At 52.8% G+C, this 17,764-nt stretch carries 22 protein-coding genes, 1 pseudogene and 1 other annotated feature; all 23 genes and pseudogenes read left to right on the forward strand.

Annotated features, from left to right (window positions below; genetic code table 11):
* Positions 1-26: 26 nt before the first annotated feature.
* Positions 27-695, forward strand: a complete 669-nt coding sequence (locus tag HPY58_08715; GenBank protein ID NPV29717.1) for a YggS family pyridoxal phosphate-dependent enzyme — start codon at positions 27-29, stop codon at positions 693-695.
* Positions 696-721: 26 nt separating this feature from the next.
* Positions 722-1,159 (forward strand): cell division protein SepF, encoded by a 438-nt coding sequence (locus HPY58_08720; GenBank protein ID NPV29718.1) that lies wholly within the window; start codon positions 722-724, stop codon positions 1,157-1,159.
* Between the two features lie 3 nt (positions 1,160-1,162).
* Positions 1,163-2,008 carry a pyrroline-5-carboxylate reductase gene (gene proC, locus HPY58_08725; GenBank protein NPV29719.1) on the forward strand — a complete coding sequence of 282 codons (846 nt, stop codon included), beginning with the start codon at positions 1,163-1,165 and terminating at the stop codon, positions 2,006-2,008.
* The gene (locus tag HPY58_08730) at positions 2,005-2,283 is read left to right on the forward strand and encodes a YggT family protein (protein ID NPV29720.1); all 279 of its coding nucleotides are present in this window, start codon (positions 2,005-2,007) and stop codon (positions 2,281-2,283) included. The genes proC and HPY58_08730 overlap by 4 nt, the downstream gene beginning before the upstream one ends.
* Before the next feature lie 3 nt (positions 2,284-2,286).
* Entirely contained in the window at positions 2,287-2,592 is a 306-nt protein-coding gene (locus tag HPY58_08735; GenBank protein ID NPV29721.1) for a YggU family protein, read from the forward strand.
* Between the two features lie 69 nt (positions 2,593-2,661).
* Entirely contained in the window at positions 2,662-3,003 is a 342-nt protein-coding gene (locus HPY58_08740; protein NPV29722.1) for a hypothetical protein, read from the forward strand.
* A gap of 320 nt (positions 3,004-3,323) precedes the next feature.
* A pseudogene (locus HPY58_08745) lies at positions 3,324-3,511 on the forward strand (hypothetical protein).
* A gap of 107 nt (positions 3,512-3,618) precedes the next feature.
* Positions 3,619-3,839 (forward strand) — a binding site (T-box leader).
* 47 nt (positions 3,840-3,886) lie between these two features.
* Complete coding sequence (gene ileS / locus HPY58_08750; protein ID NPV29723.1) at positions 3,887-6,700, forward strand: isoleucine--tRNA ligase; 2,814 nt, start codon at positions 3,887-3,889, stop codon at positions 6,698-6,700.
* A gap of 17 nt (positions 6,701-6,717) precedes the next feature.
* Positions 6,718-7,182 carry an ACT domain-containing protein gene (locus HPY58_08755; GenBank protein NPV29724.1) on the forward strand — a complete coding sequence of 155 codons (465 nt, stop codon included), beginning with the start codon at positions 6,718-6,720 and terminating at the stop codon, positions 7,180-7,182.
* Positions 7,148-8,563 carry a PFL family protein gene (locus tag HPY58_08760; GenBank protein ID NPV29725.1) on the forward strand — a complete coding sequence of 472 codons (1,416 nt, stop codon included), beginning with the start codon at positions 7,148-7,150 and terminating at the stop codon, positions 8,561-8,563. The genes HPY58_08755 and HPY58_08760 overlap by 35 nt, the downstream gene beginning before the upstream one ends.
* Before the next feature lie 37 nt (positions 8,564-8,600).
* Complete coding sequence (locus HPY58_08765; GenBank protein NPV29726.1) at positions 8,601-8,930, forward strand: hypothetical protein; 330 nt, start codon at positions 8,601-8,603, stop codon at positions 8,928-8,930.
* 13 nt (positions 8,931-8,943) lie between these two features.
* The gene (locus HPY58_08770) at positions 8,944-9,468 is read left to right on the forward strand and encodes a nitroreductase family protein (protein ID NPV29727.1); all 525 of its coding nucleotides are present in this window, start codon (positions 8,944-8,946) and stop codon (positions 9,466-9,468) included.
* Entirely contained in the window at positions 9,468-10,193 is a 726-nt protein-coding gene (locus HPY58_08775) for a conjugal transfer protein TraR (GenBank protein NPV29728.1), read from the forward strand. Before HPY58_08770 ends, HPY58_08775 begins: the two co-directional genes overlap by 1 nt.
* A 23-nt stretch (positions 10,194-10,216) precedes the next feature.
* Positions 10,217-11,395, forward strand: coding sequence for a glycosyltransferase family 4 protein (locus tag HPY58_08780; GenBank protein ID NPV29729.1), 1,179 nt, complete (start codon positions 10,217-10,219; stop codon positions 11,393-11,395).
* Between the two features lie 117 nt (positions 11,396-11,512).
* Positions 11,513-11,962, forward strand: coding sequence for a signal peptidase II (gene lspA / locus HPY58_08785; GenBank protein NPV29730.1), 450 nt, complete (start codon positions 11,513-11,515; stop codon positions 11,960-11,962).
* 4 nt (positions 11,963-11,966) lie between these two features.
* Positions 11,967-12,911 (forward strand): RluA family pseudouridine synthase, encoded by a 945-nt coding sequence (locus HPY58_08790; GenBank protein ID NPV29731.1) that lies wholly within the window; start codon positions 11,967-11,969, stop codon positions 12,909-12,911.
* Between the two features lie 107 nt (positions 12,912-13,018).
* Positions 13,019-13,825: a hypothetical protein gene (locus tag HPY58_08795; protein ID NPV29732.1), complete on the forward strand. Its 807-nt coding sequence runs from the start codon at positions 13,019-13,021 to the stop codon at positions 13,823-13,825.
* A 361-nt stretch (positions 13,826-14,186) separates the two neighbouring features.
* Positions 14,187-14,315: a cyclic lactone autoinducer peptide gene (locus tag HPY58_08800; GenBank protein ID NPV29733.1), complete on the forward strand. Its 129-nt coding sequence runs from the start codon at positions 14,187-14,189 to the stop codon at positions 14,313-14,315.
* A gap of 389 nt (positions 14,316-14,704) precedes the next feature.
* Positions 14,705-14,986, forward strand: a complete 282-nt coding sequence (locus HPY58_08805) for a nucleotidyl transferase AbiEii/AbiGii toxin family protein (protein ID NPV29734.1) — start codon at positions 14,705-14,707, stop codon at positions 14,984-14,986.
* 176 nt (positions 14,987-15,162) lie between these two features.
* Complete coding sequence (locus HPY58_08810; protein ID NPV29735.1) at positions 15,163-16,077, forward strand: copper amine oxidase N-terminal domain-containing protein; 915 nt, start codon at positions 15,163-15,165, stop codon at positions 16,075-16,077.
* A gap of 841 nt (positions 16,078-16,918) precedes the next feature.
* Complete coding sequence (locus HPY58_08815) at positions 16,919-17,152, forward strand: AbrB/MazE/SpoVT family DNA-binding domain-containing protein (protein ID NPV29736.1); 234 nt, start codon at positions 16,919-16,921, stop codon at positions 17,150-17,152.
* Positions 17,146-17,493: an endoribonuclease MazF gene (mazF, locus tag HPY58_08820; GenBank protein ID NPV29737.1), complete on the forward strand. Its 348-nt coding sequence runs from the start codon at positions 17,146-17,148 to the stop codon at positions 17,491-17,493. The genes HPY58_08815 and mazF overlap by 7 nt, the downstream gene beginning before the upstream one ends.
* A gap of 91 nt (positions 17,494-17,584) precedes the next feature.
* A complete protein-coding gene (locus HPY58_08825) occupies positions 17,585-17,725 on the forward strand; it encodes a hypothetical protein (GenBank protein ID NPV29738.1) in 141 nt (46 codons plus the stop codon).
* Positions 17,726-17,764: the final 39 nt, after the last annotated feature.

Below are 17,764 nucleotides of genomic sequence, written 5' to 3' on the forward strand. Positions count from 1 at the left end.
AGGTAAGCCCCTTGGCCGAACAGGTCATCCGGCGCCTGGAGCAGGTTGCTGCCAGGATTGCCCGGGCAGCTCAGCGGGCGGGCCGTAACCCCTCAGAGGTAAAGCTCGTGGCCGTGACTAAAGGAGTAAACACGGAGCGGCTGAAAAAGGTTTTACCTTACGGTTTGAGGGTTTTTGGCGAGAACCGTGTCCAGGAGTTTCTTAAAAAATACGAAATCCTGGGAGAACAGGCAGAGTGGCATATGATCGGCCACCTGCAGCGCAATAAGGCAAAATACCTGGCGGGGAAGGTTGCCCTGATTCATTCCCTCGAGAGCCTTGAACTGGCAAAGCTTCTCGATAGGCTGAGCCCCGCTCATGGCCGTTCGTGGCGGGTTTTGATCCAGGTAAACGTTGCCGGGGAGGCCACCAAATACGGTGTCGCCCCCTCAAGGCTGGGTCAGTTTTTAGATGCAATCAGGGATCTGCAGGGGTTGGAGGTATGCGGCCTCATGACCATTGCACCCTACTGCGAGGATCCGGAGGAGGTGCGGCCGGTATTCCGGAGGCTGCGGGAGCTGAGAGAAGAAATGGCAGAGACCAGGCGCTGGCTTAATCTGGAGCATCTTTCGATGGGGATGAGCAACGATTTCGAGGTTGCGGTAGAGGAGGGAGCAACCCTGGTAAGGATCGGGAGCGCATTGTTCGGCGGTTAAGTTTAGAAAACGCGGAAGGTGAGGAAATGAGTTCTGGTTGGTTTGAAAAAATCATGTCTTTTATCGGATTTGCAGAAAGCTACGAGGGTGAAGAGGATGAAGAGCCCATCCAGGCGGTGGCTGAGGACCGCGGGCGGAAGCGCGCCCCGGTTTTGAGTCTCCATACTTCGCCTGAGGCAAAGATTATCGTGGCGTCGCCAGTTGCCTTTGACGAAGCTGAAAAGATTGCAGGCCACTTAAAGAGCCGGAAGTCTGTAATCGTAAACTTCGAACATACTCCAAAAGATGTGGCGCAGCGGATTATTGACTTTTTGAGTGGAGCTGTTTTCGTGCTGAACGGCAGCACTTTAAAAATTACTGCGGAGACCTTTCTTTTTGTGCCCAGCAATTTTTCGATTCATTCTGAGGGTTTGGCAGGTGAGTGGAAGGAAAACCCTTTTTTGAGATGGGACCGGGAGGGGTAAAAGATCGCTGCTAGAAGAAAGGTTGGCGTCATCGGCGCCGGGGCGATGGGAAGCGCGCTTGTGGCAGGATTCTTACAGGCAGGCCTCGTAAATCCGGAGGACATTTTTGTCAGCGACATCAGGCGTGAATGCCTTGAGGTGCTGGCAGGGCGGTTACAGGTGGCGGTGACGGAAGACAACAGAGAGGTTGCCCGGGCCGGGGAGGTGGTGATCTGCGCCGTCAAACCTGCTCAGGTAAAATCTGTTTTAACCGAAATTGCTCCCTACCTTACCCCAGGCCATTTATTTATCTCGGTTGCGGCGGGAATCACGATTTCTTTTATCGAGGCCAGTTTGCCCCCCGGAATTCCCGTGCTCAGAGCGATGCCAAATGTACCCGCTTTGATCGGGGAGGGGATCACAGCCCTCGCCCTGGGCAAACACGCAGGTGCAAGGGAAAGGGAGGAAGGGGAGGCCCTCTTCGGTGCGGTGGGCAGGGTCGTTGTCCTGCCGGAGGAGAATATGGATGCTGTCACAGGTTTGAGTGGAAGCGGACCCGCCTATATCGCGATAATTCTGGAGGCTCTGGCAGATGGCGGGGTAAAGGCAGGGCTTCCCAGACAGGTGGCTTTTGAACTTGCTCTTCAGACAATGATCGGCACCGCCAGGATGATCCAGTGCACCGGGGACCACCCCGGTCTTCTTAAAGACAGGGTTGCCTCCCCGGGCGGCAGCACGATTTACGGGCTCCACGTCTTGGAGGCAGGCGGCCTGCGAGGTCTTTTGGTTGGTGCTGTAGAAGCTGCTTCGCAAAGAGCCAGGGCATTACAAATTTCTTTCGAGGAAAATAAAGGATCGAAGAACTCATGAATTACGGCCGTTTTCTGATTGCCTTGATTTCAGTTGGAGTAGAGATCTATGTATGGCTTATTCTGGCAAGGGTAATTCTTTCTTTTCTCCGCCCCCGCACTTTCAACCCGATCATCAGGTTTATTTACGAAGTGACCGAGCCCCTTCTTGCCCTTTGCCGTAGATTTTTGCCGGGCCCCGCGCTGGGCCTCGATTTTTCTCCTCTGCTGGCGATTATTTTTCTGGAGCTGATGAAGTACGCGCTGGTCAACCTGGTGGCGCGCTTGCTCCTCTAGGGGGTGCCGAACTTGAGGCCGTGGGTAAATCCGACCGGCAACTGTGTCAGAATCCAGGTTAAGGTGCAGCCCCGGGCGGCCAGGAACGAGATTGCAGGGGTGGCCGGGGATTATGTCAAGGTGAGGCTCACTGCTCCTCCCGTAGAGGGAGAGGCCAACAAACTCCTGCAAAAGTTTCTCGGAGAAGTTTTCGGGTGCGGGGCCGGGAATGTTAAAATTTTAAAGGGGTTGACCAGCTCAAGGAAGCTGGTGGAAATAAACGGTGTTACGCTCGAAGAAGTGGCCCGCCTGGTAGAAAGTTCTTCCTAACCGGAAGTATAATCACCCTGCCGTCCATCTCATACTAACTTTGAAAAAATAAAAAAAGGAGTGAGATGGATGGAGAAGGATAAACATGTGCTTCCCGATACTGATGATACCTTTGCCGCCCGCGTCAGGAGAACGGCCGGAGACACCGAGCGGGGAACGATTTACGGACCCGACAACGAACCGCTGACCCGGGTTGGTGTTGAAACTGCGAGGGAAATCACTCCCGGCAGGGCGGCGCCGGGGCGGGAGGCCGCACCGGGAAGGGATACAGGAACAAGGGATGTAGAGACCGCGCGGGAAATCACCCCGGGACGGGACGCGAGGCGGGACGCGGAAACGGCAAGGGAAGTCACCCCGACCAGGGTAGACGTGGACAGGGAAACTCCGGTAGGCCCCGGCCGCGCGAGATAGTTACGGCACTTCGAGAACAGCGAACGAACGAGGTCTTCCTCAAGAGAAGCACCTCGTTTTTTATTTTTGAAAAACCTACTAAGAGCATAAGGTCGTGAATTAGCCTTGGAAATCTTTTTTGGTCGATCCTTTTGTGTAAAATGTTTAGGGCAACCCTCAAAGACTGGTGCATTTTTAGGCAAAACTGCTTTTTTGCTTTATGTAAATTGCCAGTGTTTGCCAGTTTAAAGATCCTCAAGAGAAGGCACCCTCGCGCTGATGTCCACTACCGCGGCACTTCAATGGAAGAGAGCCTTGCGATGGTGGAGAAGGTGGCTTCGGTGATGACCCTGATCATCGGGGCGGTAGCCGCGATCGCCCTTCTCGTCGGGGGTGTTGGGGTGATGAACATCATGCTGGTGGCGGTTGCCGAGCGGACGCGGGAGATCGGAAGGGCCTCTTCTTCGGTCTTTACCCTGCCAGCCGGGCGGCGTCCTTGAGTCCCGCCGAGGCGCTCCGGCACCTTTAAAAACCTGCAAGAATGTATCGTGCTGTAATTCTTGACAGAAGAGCGTGAAATTCCGTATAATTACTTCGAAGTCGAAACCGGCACATGGTTTAAAAGGGAAAAGGGCGAACAACGCGATGAGCGGGACGTTTATGCTGTTTCCAGGGAGCAGCGAGCCGGGGAGGGTGCAAGCCCGGTCCTCATCAGGAGCAGCAGAAAATCACCCGGGAGTGCCCTCCTGAAAACTTTTCCGGTGATTAAGGAGGGCCGGTGGGGGCCGTTATTCCGATGCAAAAGAGCCTTCAAGGAAGGAAAAAGGGTGGTACCGCGGGAACCTCTCGCCCCTGAGGTGAGGGGTTCTCATTTTTGAGATTTTTAAAATCATGAGGTGAAGTGATGGAATACAAGGCAACATTAAATCTGCCCCGGACAGATTTTCCGATGAGGGCCAATTTACCTCAGCGCGAGCCTGAGATTTTGCGTTTTTGGGAGGAGGCGCACCTTTACCGGCAGGTTCAAAACAGCACTCGGGGAAAACCAAAATTTATCCTGCATGACGGCCCTCCCTATGCCAACGGTGACATCCATTTGGGCCATACCCTGAACAAAATTTTAAAGGACATAATTGTCAAGTACCGGACGATGACGGGGCATGATGCCCCCTATGTACCCGGCTGGGATACACACGGTTTGCCCATTGAGCAGCAGGCGATTAAAACCCTGGGTGTTGACCGGAATCAGGTGGATGTTTTAGAGTTCCGCCGCATCTGCAAGGAGTATGCCCTTAAATACGTGACCATTCAGCGGGAGCAGTTCAAGCGCCTGGGAGTGCAGGGGGATTGGGACAATCCCTATTTAACTCTGGAGCCGGCGTACGAAGCGGTGCAAATCGGAATTTTCGGAGAAATGGCGAAACGCGGGTTTATTTATAAAGGCTTAAAACCGGTTTACTGGTGTGCCGACTGCGAAACCGCCCTTGCGGAAGCGGAAGTGGAATATCAGGAAAAAGAATCCCCCTCTATTTACGTTCTGTTTCCCGTGAAAGAAAGCAAGGGGCTCTTCCCGCTTGACGACCGGACCTATATCCTGATCTGGACCACGACGCCCTGGACGATTCCCGGAAACACTGCCATCAGCCTGCACCCGGACTTCGACTATGTTCTGGCCGAGGTTGCCGGGATGAAAATCATCGTGGCGGAAAAGCTTTTGGCTCCGGTGAGCGGCATCAAAGGGAAAAAAAGCCCCCGCGTGCTCGGCGGCTGGAAAGGACGCCAGCTGGAAGGAATCCGCTGTGCACACCCCTTTTATGATAGGGATTCCCTCGTGGTGCTGGGTGAGCATGTAACCCTGGAGCAGGGCACCGGTGCGGTTCATACTGCCCCTGCCCACGGCATGGAAGACTTTGAGGTTTGCCAGGCGTATCACATTCCCGTTGTTTCCCTGGTGGATGGAAAGGGAATCTTTGTCTCCGAGGCCGGCCCCTTCGCCGGGATGAAGATCTGGGATGCCAATCAGAGTGTAATCGAGGAACTGGAGAGGCGGGGCCTGTTATACCACCAGGAAAAGATTGTCCACCAGTACCCCCACTGCTGGCGGTGCAAAGATCCCCTGCTCTTCCGGGCGGCAGAGCAGTGGTTCGCCTCAATTGACGGTTTCCGGAAAGAGGCCCTCAAGGCGATTGAAGAGGTGCAGTGGATCCCTGCCTGGGGAAAAGAGCGCATTTACAACATGGTGGCGGAGCGGGGGGACTGGTGCATTTCCCGCCAGCGCGTTTGGGGAGTGCCGATTCCCATTTTTTACTGCAACGACTGCCAGAGGACCATCATCAACGATCTGACCATCACCCGGCTCCAGGACCTCTTCCGCCGCTACGGCTCCGATGTTTGGTTTGAGCGGAGCGCGGAGGAGCTTTTGCCTCCCGGTTTTGTGTGTCCCGAATGCGGCGGAAAAGCTTTCCGGAAAGAGAGCGATACGATGGATGTCTGGTTCGATTCCGGTTCCAGCCACGCTGCGGTTTTGGAGCAGCGCCCGGAACTCAGGTGGCCCGCGGACCTCTACCTTGAAGGGAGCGATCAGCACCGGGGCTGGTTCAACTCATCCCTCTGCACCGCGGTGGCAACCCGGGGCGCTGCGCCATACCGGGCCGTTCTGACGCACGGTTTTGTGGTGGATGAAGAAGGGCGGAAGATGTCAAAGTCCCTGGGGAACGTCATTGATCCCCAGGAGTTAATCGAGAAATTTGGAGCCGATATTTTGCGCCTCTGGGTTTCCTCTTCAGACTACCGGAGTGATGTCGCTGTTTCCCAGAACATTATGAACCAGCTTGCCGAAGCCTACCGGAAAATCCGCAACACCTTCCGCTTTATGCTGGGCAATCTCTACGATTTCGACCCTGTTCGGGATCGCCTTTCTTATGAAGATCTAAGCCTGCTTGACCGGTGGGCCTTGCTGAAGCTGCATCGTTTGATCCAGAGGGTGACGAAGGCTTACGAGACCTACGAGTTCCACATGGTTTACCATGCCATCTCTAACTTCTGTGTTGTTGATTTGAGTTCCTTTTATCTTGATGTTACGAAGGATGCTTTATATTGCTCCTATCCCTCAAGCCGGGAGCGCCGCGGCATCCAGACCGTCCTTTACGAGATGGTCAACGTGCTGGCGCGCCTGCTGGCGCCTGTTCTGAGCTTTACGGCAGAAGAGGTTTGGGGCCATCTCCCCCGCGCCAGGGAGCAGTTCTTCAGCGTTCATCTGGCTCCCTGGCCTCAGGTTGACGGGCGCTGCCTGGATCAGGAACTTGAAGCAAAGTGGGAGCAGATTTTAAAGATCCGGGAGGAAATCACGAGGGCGCTGGAGGCTGCAAGAAAAGAAAAGGTAATCGGCCCTTCCACCGAGGCGTTTGTTTTCCTTTACCCCGAAAACGAAGAATCTGCTGCCTTCTTAAGAGAAATCGAAGCCGACCTGGCAACTATTTTGATTGTTTCCGGGGTGAAAGTTTACGAAACGTGGGTGGCAGCACCCGGGGGGTCCCTTAGTGCGGAGAACACCTATGCAATGAAGATCCTGATCCAAAGGGCTCCGGGCAGGAAGTGTGCGCGTTGCTGGCTCTACCACGAGTCGGTAGGCGCTTCAGGCGAGCATCCTGCCTTGTGTGAGCGCTGTTATCATGTGGTAAAACAGTACGAGTCCGGGGCGGCGGGTTCAGAAGCTTAGCAAGAAGGGGAGAAAAGATGCGGGAGGTTATCACGAGGGCAAAAATTGAAAAACTTGGCGACCAGAAAGAGCTTGTTTTCCCGGCAGGCACGATTCTTACGGAGGCAGCCAGGCAGTGGATTAAAGAAAAAGGAGTCAAAATTACCTTTAAGCACGAGGCTCCTCAGGAAGGAGAGGCGGCGGCCTCCGGCCGGGAGAGAGAGAAAGAGGTGAACCGGGCAATTGTCACCGTCCTCGGCCATGATAAGGTGGGCATTATTGCCGGGATTGCGGGGGTTCTGGCAAGTGTCAACGTGAATATTCTGGATATCAGCCAGACCGTTTTACAGGAATTCTTCGCGATGATCATGATCGTGGATCTTACAGGATGCAATGTTGATTTCTCCACTTTAAGGAAAATGCTGGAAGACAAGGGAGAGGAGCTGGAGTTAAAAGTAACCCTTCAGCATGAAGACATCTTCCGTTTCATGCATCGCGTCTAGGAAAGGAGAGGTGCTCTTGCCTTTTCCTTATACTCCGGAGGAAATCTTCGAAACGATCCGGATGGTGGAGTTAGAAAACCTGGATATCAGAACGATTACCCTGGGGATCAGCCTCCTGGACTGCGGGGGTTCTGATGTAAAAAAAATCGGAGCCAGGATTTACGATAAGATCCTCCGTTGCGCTGCCAATCTCGTGGAGGTGGGGGAGGAGCTGGAGCGCGCTTACGGAATTCCGATTATTAACAAACGGGTCGCGGTGACTCCCCTTGCCTTGATTGGAGGCAACTGTTCCGGTGATTATTTTTACCTCGCTCAGGTTTTGGAAAACGCCGCCCGGGAAATAGGTGTTAATTTTATCGGCGGCTATGCTGCCCTGGTTCATAAAGGCTTTACAGAAGGGGATCGAAGACTGATTGAGTCTCTTCCCCGTGCCCTGTCCCAAACGGAGCGCGTCTGTGCCGCAGTAAATGTGGGAACCACAAAAGCCGGAATCAACATGGAAGCGGTTTCTATGATGGGAAGGGTGATTAAAGAGACGGCAGAGCTTACCGCGGCGCAGGGGGGGATCGGCTGCGCGAAGCTGGTTGTATTTTGCAACGCACCAGAAGACAATCCTTTCATGGCAGGCGCCTTTCACGGAGTTGGAGAGCCTGAATGCACCCTCAATGTCGGGGTAAGCGGGCCCGGGGTAATTTTAAACGTGGTCCGCAGTCATCCCGACGCCGACCTCGGCACCCTTGCTTCTTTAATCAAGCAGACCGCATTTAAGGTTACGAGGATGGGGGAGCTCATCGGCCGCGCTGCATCCAGGAGGCTGGGGATTCCCTTCGGAGTCGTAGACCTTTCCCTGGCTCCCACTCCGGCGTTTGGAGACAGTGTTGCCGAGATCCTCGAAGCGATGGGGCTGGAGCGCTGCGGCGCCCCGGGCAGTACGGCGGCCCTCGCGATTTTGAACGATGCCGTTAAAAAGGGGGGCGCGATGGCCTCTTCTTATGTTGGAGGTTTAAGCGGAGCCTTTATACCGGTAAGCGAGGATGCCGGGATGGCGCGCGCCGCGGCTGAGGGAGCGCTTACGATTGAAAAACTCGAGGCAATGACCTGCGTTTGTTCCGTTGGTCTGGATATGGTCGTGATTCCAGGTGATACCCCGGCGGAAACGATTGCAGCTTTAATTGCCGACGAGGCTGCAATCGGGATGATCAACAACAAAACTACGGGTATCCGGATCATACCGGCACCCGGAAGGCAGCCCGGTGATTATGTCGAGTTCGGAGGGCTCCTGGGAAGAGCCCCGGTAATGCAGGTGAACAGGTACAGTCCTGCCGCTTTCATCCGGCGGGGCGGCCGGATTCCTGCGCCCCTTCAGGCCCTTACCAATTAGCCGCAGAAAATAATTGAAAACGTGATTTTTGGGGAGAATGAAGCCAGGGGTGCATCCGTTGCAGGGAATATGCTCTGATTTAATCAAGGCCCTGAAAGAAAAGATTGAAGAACTCTCCCTGAACATCGAGCGGATGAAACTTGCCGAGTATGTGGAACTGCTGAACAGACCGGGGCGGCTGTTGTTTGTCAATTTTATTTCAGGGGTGGCCCGGGGGTTGGGAATTGCGGTTGGTTTTACTCTCCTGGGAGCACTTGTTCTCTTTTTTTTGCAGCGCCTGGTTGTTCTCAATCTTCCTGTTCTGAGTGATTTTATCGCGGAGATCGTGCGTCTGGTTCAAAGTCAACTTCAGGGCGGAATCAAATAGGGAGGCGAGGAGATTGAGCGGAAATATCGTGGATGTTATCAAAAAACGGCGCTCTGTGCGGGCCTTTAAAGGAGAGCCGGTTCCCGAAGGGGTGCTGGCCCAAATTTTAGATGCAGCCCGGTGGGCTCCCTCTGCGGGGAACCTGCAGCCGTGGGAATTTTATGTCGTAAGAAATCAAGACACTAAGAAGGGGCTTGCAAAGGCCGCACTCGGCCAGATGTTCCTGGCCGAGGCGCCGGTGGTGATCGTTGTTTGCGCCGTTCCGGCCCGTTCGGGGCGCCGTTACCGGGAGCGGGGGGAAAAATTATACTGCCTTCAGGATACTGCTGCGGCCGTTCAGAACATTCTGCTTGCTGCTGCAGGTTTTGGCCTCGGTTCCTGCTGGGTGGGTGCCTTTGACGAGGAGGGGGCGCGCCGCGTTTTAGGTCTGGGGCCGGACTTGAGACCTGTTGCAATGGTTCCTCTTGGATACCCCGCGGAAGCGCCTTCCGCTCCAGGCCGCCGCTCCCTGGAAGAAATTGTTCATGTAGTGGATTAGTGCAGTCTCGAGATTACGGGAAACGGGGGATTAATTTGGAGCAGGATAAACTGAACTACTTTCGCCGGCGCCTGCGTTTGGAACGGGAGGAGGCTCTTGCCCGCCTTTCCCGCCTGGAGGAGGCGGAACAGCTGGGGGGTTTGCGCGATGCCCTTCAGGAGCTTTCGATGTACGACAACCACCCCGGAGATCTCGGAACGGAAACCTTTGAGCGGAGCAAAGACCTCGGGCTGCGCGACCTGGCGCGCGTCCGGTTAGGCAAGATTGAAGAGGCCCTTGAGAAAATTGAAAAGGGTGCCTACGGAATTTGTGAAGTTTGCGGGGAGGAAATTCCTGACGCCAGGCTGGAAGCGGTTCCGACCGCGGCGCTCTGTTTCCGGTGCCAGCAGGAGAGAGAAGAAAACGGCAGGACAAAGCGGAGGCCCGTTGAAGAAGGTGTGGTGATGCCGCCCTTCGGAGGGTTTCCCGAGGACTGGTTTTCTAAGGAGAACAGGGAAAGGATCATGTATGACGGCGAAGACAGCTGGCAGGAGGTGGCCCGCTACGGAACCTCTTCCGACGTGGTGCACGGGGAGTCTGGCCTTCCCCCGGAACTGGCAGAGGAAAAAAGGGGATCCGTAGAAGATGTGGAATCCCTCCCGTACTGGCGTGATCGTCGCGATGGGACATTTTACCAGGATTTCCGGGGACGGGATGACGAAGAAAGGCCGGGAGGACCCGTCTAGAGGTTCGGGGAGACGGAAGGGCCATGAAGATTGGAATTTTTACGGATAGCTACAGACCCTATGTAAGCGGAGTAGTTCGCTCCATCGAAACTTTTGCCCGGGAACTGATTAACCGGGGCCACGAAGTCTACGTTTTCGCTCCCCGCTACCCGGACGCCCGACAGAACGAGGAAAATATCTACCGCTTTCCTTCTTTTCGCACCCCCTTTCACCCGGAATTTTACATCGGTTTGCCTTTCCCCTGGCAGGCCAGGCAGTATGCGAGGAAATGGGGACTGGACATCATTCACGTTCATTCGCCTTTTTTGCTCGGGCGTTTGGGGGCGTCCTTTGCCCGGCGCTTAGATGTCCCCCTTGTCTTCACGTATCATACCCTGTACGACCAGTATATCCATTATTTTCCCTTCGCCCGGGGGCTTGCGCGGCACGTGGTGATTTACCTGGCCCGGGAGTTTTGCAACCGCTGCGACCTGGTGATCGCACCGACCGGGGTGATCAAAAACCTCCTGGAAGGCTACGGGGTCAGGCGTCCAATTGTTCCCATTCCCACCGGGATTCACCCCGAACGGTTTCAGGACGGAGATCCCAATTTTCTTTATGAAAATTTTGGGGTCCCGCGGGAAGACAGAGTTCTCCTTTTTGTGGGGAGACTGGGTAAGGAGAAAAACCTTGACTTCCTTTTGAGGGTCTTCAGTCTGGTGCTTCAAAAGCAGCGCGCGGCAACCCTGGTTCTGGTGGGAAGCGGCCCCGAAAAAGAGGCCCTGGGCGCTTTTGCGAAAGAGCTGGGAATTGGCACAAAGGTTGTTTTTACCGGCCTTCTCGCGCCGGATGTTGTGGCAGGGGCTTACCGGAGCGCGGATCTTTTTGTTTTTCCTTCGGTAACGGAAACCCAGGGTCTTGTGCTGCTCGAGGCGATGGCTGCCGGTTTGCCGGTTGTGGCAAGGGCGGCATTTGGTTCGCTGGCCATGGTCCGGGATGGGGTGACCGGGTTTCTCTGCAGTGAGTGTGAAGAAGAATTTGCAGCAAAAATCCTCCTTCTCCTTGAGCAGCCTTTGTTAAAAAGGCAAATGGGAGAGGCAGCAAGGGCGAGGGCGCTCTCCCTTTCTGCCGAAAAAATGGCGCTGCGTTTGGAAAAAACGTACCACGCCCTGCTCGAAGGTGATCGCGAACTCTTAGAAACTTTAGCTCGAGAGGAAATTTGATAAAGGGAGGAATAGACTTGGGGGTTACGGAAAAGAAGGTTAATAACAAGAGGCCTTTGCGGCGTTCAGCAAGGCCCTCGGCCGGTTAGAACTCAATTGACCGGAGGGGGCAGTTGCTTGGTCCGATTCGTAATTGTAACATTAGCGGCTTTTGCAGTTGACCAGTTGGGAAAGTTCTTCATCACGCGTCATCTTCGTCCGGGTGAATCGATCGAGGTTTTGCCCCGCATTTTTCACCTTACTTACATCAAAAATCCGGGCGGGGCCTTTGGGATCCTGGCCTATCAAACACAAATTTTCGTTGTCTTAAGTATTTTTACAGTGCTTTTGCTCGCGGTGGCCGTCTTTTACTGCAGGCAGGAGCGCAAGCCAGGCTGGAGTTTGGCGTTCCTCACAGCAGGAGTTTTGGGAAATTTGGTGGACCGGCTGCGGACCGGATATGTTATTGATTTTCTTGATTTTCGGGTTTGGCCTGTTTTTAACCCCGCTGATGTTTTTATTTTCATTGGGGCTGTCTCTCTTTTCTGGATATTAGTTGGTTTTCGAGGCACCAAAAAGGAATGGTGAGGGGATGAGTGAGGAAACCTACCGTTTTGAAGTACCTCCAGAAGCAGACGGCAAGCGGCTGGATTATTTCTTGAGCAGGCAAACCCCTTTTTTGAGCCGAAGCCAGGTGCAGCGCCTGATTGAAAAGGGTCTTGTCCTGGTAAATTTCCGGCAGGCGCGTTCCAGCTACCGGGTGCGGGCAAATGATCAAATTGAAATGAAGGTTCCTCCTCCCGATGAGGTTGCTCTCCGCCCCGAGTCCATTCCGCTGGAGATTGTTTACGAAGACGACGACCTGCTGGTTGTAAATAAACCGCCCGGGCTCGTTGTCCACCCTGCTCCCGGACACAGCGGAGGCACCCTGGTGAATGCGCTGCTCAATCACTGCCCCAATTTGCCGGGAATCGGGGGGTACCTGCGGCCGGGCATCGTCCACCGCCTGGACAAAGACACCTCCGGTCTGCTTGTGGTGAGCAAAACCGACCTTGCCCACCAGAGTCTGACTGCCCAGCTCAAGGCCCGCCAGATCAAGAGAAAGTACCTTGCTCTGGTGCATGGAGAAGTGCGCGAAGAAGAGGGCATGATCGATGCTCCTTTGGGGAGAGATCCAAAAAATCGCAAAAAGATCGCCGTAGTTCCGAACGGGAAGGAGGCACGCACCTTTTACCGCGTCAAAGAGCGGTTCCCCGGTTACACACTCCTTGACGTGGAACTGGAAACAGGGCGGACCCACCAGATCCGGGTTCACCTGGCTTACGCAGGGTATCCGGTCGCCGGGGATCCTGTCTACGGCCCCCGCCGCAACCCCCTCGACCTGCCCGGTCAGGCCCTTCATGCCTACCGGATCACGTTCACCCACCCCCGCACCGGGGAATTCCTTTCCTTTGAAGCACCGCTCCCCCCCGCCTTTGCTGCAGCCGTCACTATCCTGAGGGAGGCTGCGGGTGTTTCCCGGAAGACCTCCTGCTGAAAGATGAAAAGAAAAAATTTCTTTATTCGCAGCTTTGGTCACAAGGTGGCCCGGGCTCATTTGGCTCAGATAACGAAAGCCTAAAAAGTCAAAGGAGGCTGGCATTTATGTTGCGCGTAAACCCCAGGTGCAGACCCTGGTTCCGGTGCATGGCGGCCATTATGATGGCTTTGATTCTGGCCGGGATTTCCCTCGCGGTTTCCCCGGCACAGAAGAGCGTCTTTCCGGGGAAGGAGAACGCTGTTTATGCCGAAAAACCAAAAAACACCAGAGCAGAGGAGACTATCAAAGCCAGCGGCCAATTTGTCCGCTCCCACAAGGATCTGCTCAAAAGAGCTGTCCGGAGCCTGAAGAATATAGAACAGCCGCCTGACCAGATCGCTGCCTGGATTGAGGCAGTGCCTCTTACAGTTGGCGAACTGGAGTTCAGGAAAGGCCTAGCTGCATCTGCCGGCCCTGCGCTTGAAAAACGCGCCGTTGACGTTCTGTTTGAAGAAAAAGTTCTCCTGAACGAGGCCCTAAAGAGAAAGATACTTCCCACTCCAGAAGAACTCGACGCATTCCTGGCATGGGAAAAGAAAGAATACCAGACAAACCCGGAGTACCGCGCGGTAGTGGATCTGATCATCAAGGAATGGGGGCTTTCCGCGGCCGAGTACTGGGAAGAATACGAGTGGTACAACGCCTTCCGGATCACCATGTGCGACAAACTGTACAAAGCTGTGATTAAAGAAGCAGAAGAGGCCGGGCAACTCCTGAAACCGGACAGCAGCGGAGTAATAACCCCTGAAGTCCAGGAAGCAAGGGAATCCTACTGGAACCGTTACACTCTGGAACTCAAGAGAAAAGCAAACGTTCTGGTCAATCAGGGTGTTGTGAAGGAACTGAAATTCGACCGGAATTTTCGGGAATGAATTGTCGCTCTAACGCCTTGGCGGCCTTCTTTAGAACGCGAAAGGTTCTTTCCAAGTTAAGTCCGTTCCCGCGACATAATCCTGGATTCCGGAGACAGGGTTTTCTTAAGCAGGGGAAGGGAAAAGGAGTTGCGGGAAAGATTCACAATAAAATAGGAATCTGCCTCATTTCCCGGGGTTTCGTTGAGGATTTCTAACGGCAACCGTTGTTACAACGGCTATTTTTTATGTATACAAAGCCCGTTCGTGCACCATATAACCCGTTTGTGCCGCCTTTTGACCCGTTTGGGAAGATCAGGCAGGAATGCGTTCTTCCGCGTCTAAAGGGATCTTCAACACCGATTTCCGGGAGATTAGAGGTATGTTCGAGGCGGTTAAGACAAACCTTCTGCGATTTGCTTCAGCGCTGCTTCTGCTCGTAGCGGCAACGGGAGCAAGCACCGCTCGCTGGTTCCACTGGTATCAGCCGAAGCTGCCGGAAAAGGGATAACTGATATTTTTGTGGGGTCATTGAACTGACAGCCCTCGGTGAACCGGCAGGCCGTCAAACAACTCTTCACCGGTGTGAATACCCTTCTCTTGCAGAGCAAGGTATAGGCGAAATTAATTGTAGCCTGAACTCGGCTTTTGTAAAGGAAAGTACGAAAGGAGGAATAATTTACGACAAAAATAAAATATTGTTAAAACATTTACAAACCCGAGCAGCACCGATAAAAAGTACAGTGTTCAAATATTTAACCTGTATACAGATGTTTCTTTACAGGATATCGTCAGGTTTATAACAGGATACGGCATCTCAGATGCAGATTTTTTCGCATACTACAAGCTTTTTGTTAAAAAATATTTACCCGAACCCGGAACTGGAGGAGATATTTGACCATGTGGTTTGAACTCCTCAAGAAAGCTTTTTCTGTTTTGAAAGCGTCGGAGATAAAGGATAGCGAATGGACTTTCGGTGGAGGTACCGCCCTGGCACTCATCTTTCGTCATCGGGAAAGCAGGGACGTTGATATCTTCTTCAGCGACGCCCAGATGCTGACCCTGATCACCCCTCGCCTGAAGGAAGGTAGAGAGGCTGACAGACGATTACGTGGAGGGTTCATCGTTCCTGAAGCTGCGGTTCGGAGAAGGAAGATCGATTTTCTGTCACCCCTCACCTGATCCCCGGTTACTAACTTCAAAGTAAATGCAATGTTGCAGAGAAAATATACAGGTAGAAATCCCTGAGGAGATAGTGCTCAACTGACTCGGTGTTTCTGCAGTGGAATCATTTAGGTATTTGAAAATCTATTGAAAGGGGAGTTAAAGATTTGATTAAAAAGTTTTTGCTGGCAACTATGGCTTTTTTGTTGACACTGTCACTTGCCTCATCTGCTATTGCGGGTAACAATTATTGCTTGGCCAATGCTAAAGTTTTTGTTAATGGAAAACAACTTATATTTGATCAAGAGCCTATAATAACCAATGATAGAATATTAGTTCCAGTACGAGCTATTGCAGAGTCTCTAGGTGCAACCGTAGAATGGCAAGATCCCAAGGTAACTATAAAAAAAGGAGCAACAGAAATAATTTTAACCATTAATTCTGAAATGGCTCAAAGAGAAAACAGGAAAATATTCTTTATGGAACAGCCGCCAATTATTGTCAACGGGCGTACGATGGTATCTCTTCGCTTTGTAGCAGAAGCACTTGGGGCAAGTGTTGCCTGGGACGATAACACCAGAGCCGTTACCATTACATCGAATGGTGACTTTACGGCGTCCAACCAACCAATTGATGAAGGTGCTGGAGATAATTACTATAAATTATATGACCCAGTCATTGGTCCTGACACTGGTCCTATTCCTGAGGAAGCAAGAAAGTATGTTCTAGAACACAGACTTTTGAAAGACATAAGGAATATACAGTATGTTCCTACTCGTTTTCTTGAATTCGGAAGTTACGACACAATGATTTCCGGGACCGACGAATCTGGCCAGGAAAAGCTTGTTTGGTTAACCAAGAACAAGTATACAGGCGAGATTTCTGTAACAGGCTCGGTTTTTCCTGATAAAGGTATCTCTCAGGAAACGGTTATATCCACCCTTGAAAAAAAGGAAATAAAGAAAGAAAGCATTAAAAAGATATATATTGCTCCCTACGAAAAAAATCAAATCTATTGGTTTGTTATAGCGGAACAGGGAGATAAGAAATATTATTACTGTTTGGATTTCTACACAGGTGATATTATTATAGAAAATATTGTTACTTGATATAAAATGAACTACGATCAGGTCTATCGTCCGGGCACGAAAACATTGACCCTGACGCCACCCAGGCGATCAATGATGTCGGCGGTATCGGCGTGGACCGGGCTGACTGAGCGCTTTTCATGACCCATTATTGGGCTGGGAACTATGATCCGGGGCGATATGGTCCACCGTCCTGTCCAACCGACGGATGGATGTGGCAGAAAGGCACTGTGCAGAGGTAAAGATGCTTAAGCACAGGTTTTTACGGTTGCTTTTGAAAAGTGCTCTCTTTATCCTGCTTATTTTTTCCACTATCACAACCAACACCGAGGCGATAAGCGCCTCTGCATCGTGCTCCCATGCCATTTATAGTCACCAGCTGGCAGGTAATCTCCCGATGACATAAGGGCAAAGGGGAAGACCTGCACAGGAAGTGTGGTCTTTCGGAAAGAGCTGACTTTGAAGCTGGATCACCTATCTTAAACCCCAAGGAGAAAGAGGTGCTCATTCCGGTATTTACGTACGAAGAAAAAGGAACAGTAGCGGGCGCGGTTTACTCCTGCCGCTCCGGTGAAGTAGAAAAAGCAGGAAACTGCATCATACTTGTGGCTTACAGTCGGCGTGGCTCCGCCTTGCTCTGCGGTGCGCTCCTTCTCTATCGGAAACGGGGAGTTGAAAAGCGAAGGTAGAATTAGTGACACCCTTTCTGCCCGAAGCAGGCTTGCCGGTGACAGATTACTGCCCCTACCTCTGCACCGGCTTGAACTTGAAGCCTCCTCCACGCGCAGGGGCATTTATACACTTGTATTAATGGCATCGAAGGTTTATACTATGTATAAACAAAGAAGGAGTGAAAATCATCATGCAACCTCATGTGCAAAAGTGGGGCAATAGCTTGGGGATTCGCATCCCTTTAGCGCTGGCCCAAAAAATTGGCCTTAAAGAAGGCACACCGGTTGATTTAGAGGCAAAGGATGACGCAATTATTATCCGCCGCAAACGTTATAGCCTGGAACAATTGCTGTCCCAGGTTACACCTGATAATATTCATGGCGAAGTATATACAGGACCTCAGGTTGGGCGGGAAATATGGTAAACGAGGTGGAAACCTATATTCCTGAACGCGGTGATCTTGTCTGGCTCCGGTTCGATCCTCAGGCAGGACATGAGCAAGCCGGAAGGCGGCCGGCGCTGGTAATTTCCCCGCAGCTTTATAACGGTAAGGTGGGGCTGGCCCTTTTCTGTCCTGTTACTGCAAAGGCGAAGGGCTATCCTTTTGAAGTAGAGATACCTGCCGGTTTAAAGATTACAGGAGTGATCCTGGCAGACCAGGTAAAAAGTCTTGACTGGCGGGCACGGGATGCACAATTTGCCTGCAAGGTCCCGGCAGGGGTGATAGCAGAAGTTCAGGCTAAACTTCAGCTGTTGATTTCCTGACCCACTACTGTGCTTGTAGCCCGTCCATTGCTTCCCTCTTTTTTCCTGCCCCGCTTCTTTGCCCACCGGGTTTTTCACCCGCCTGATGCTTATGGGAATTCCTTCATCTCCTGGATTTGCGCCGGCACGGCCACCGCTTCCGGGGGCGGGGATCGGCCTGACCGCCAGGTGCGCCGAAATGGGCGGAGCCGATCTCATCGGCATCTACAGCACCGCCCACTGGATTTGGTGAGTAACAATTTGCTCATTTATACAGGAAATTGCCAGGAGA

The organism is Bacillota bacterium (assembly GCA_013177945.1).
Classification (GTDB): Bacteria; Bacillota; DSM-12270; order Thermacetogeniales; family Thermacetogeniaceae; genus Ch130.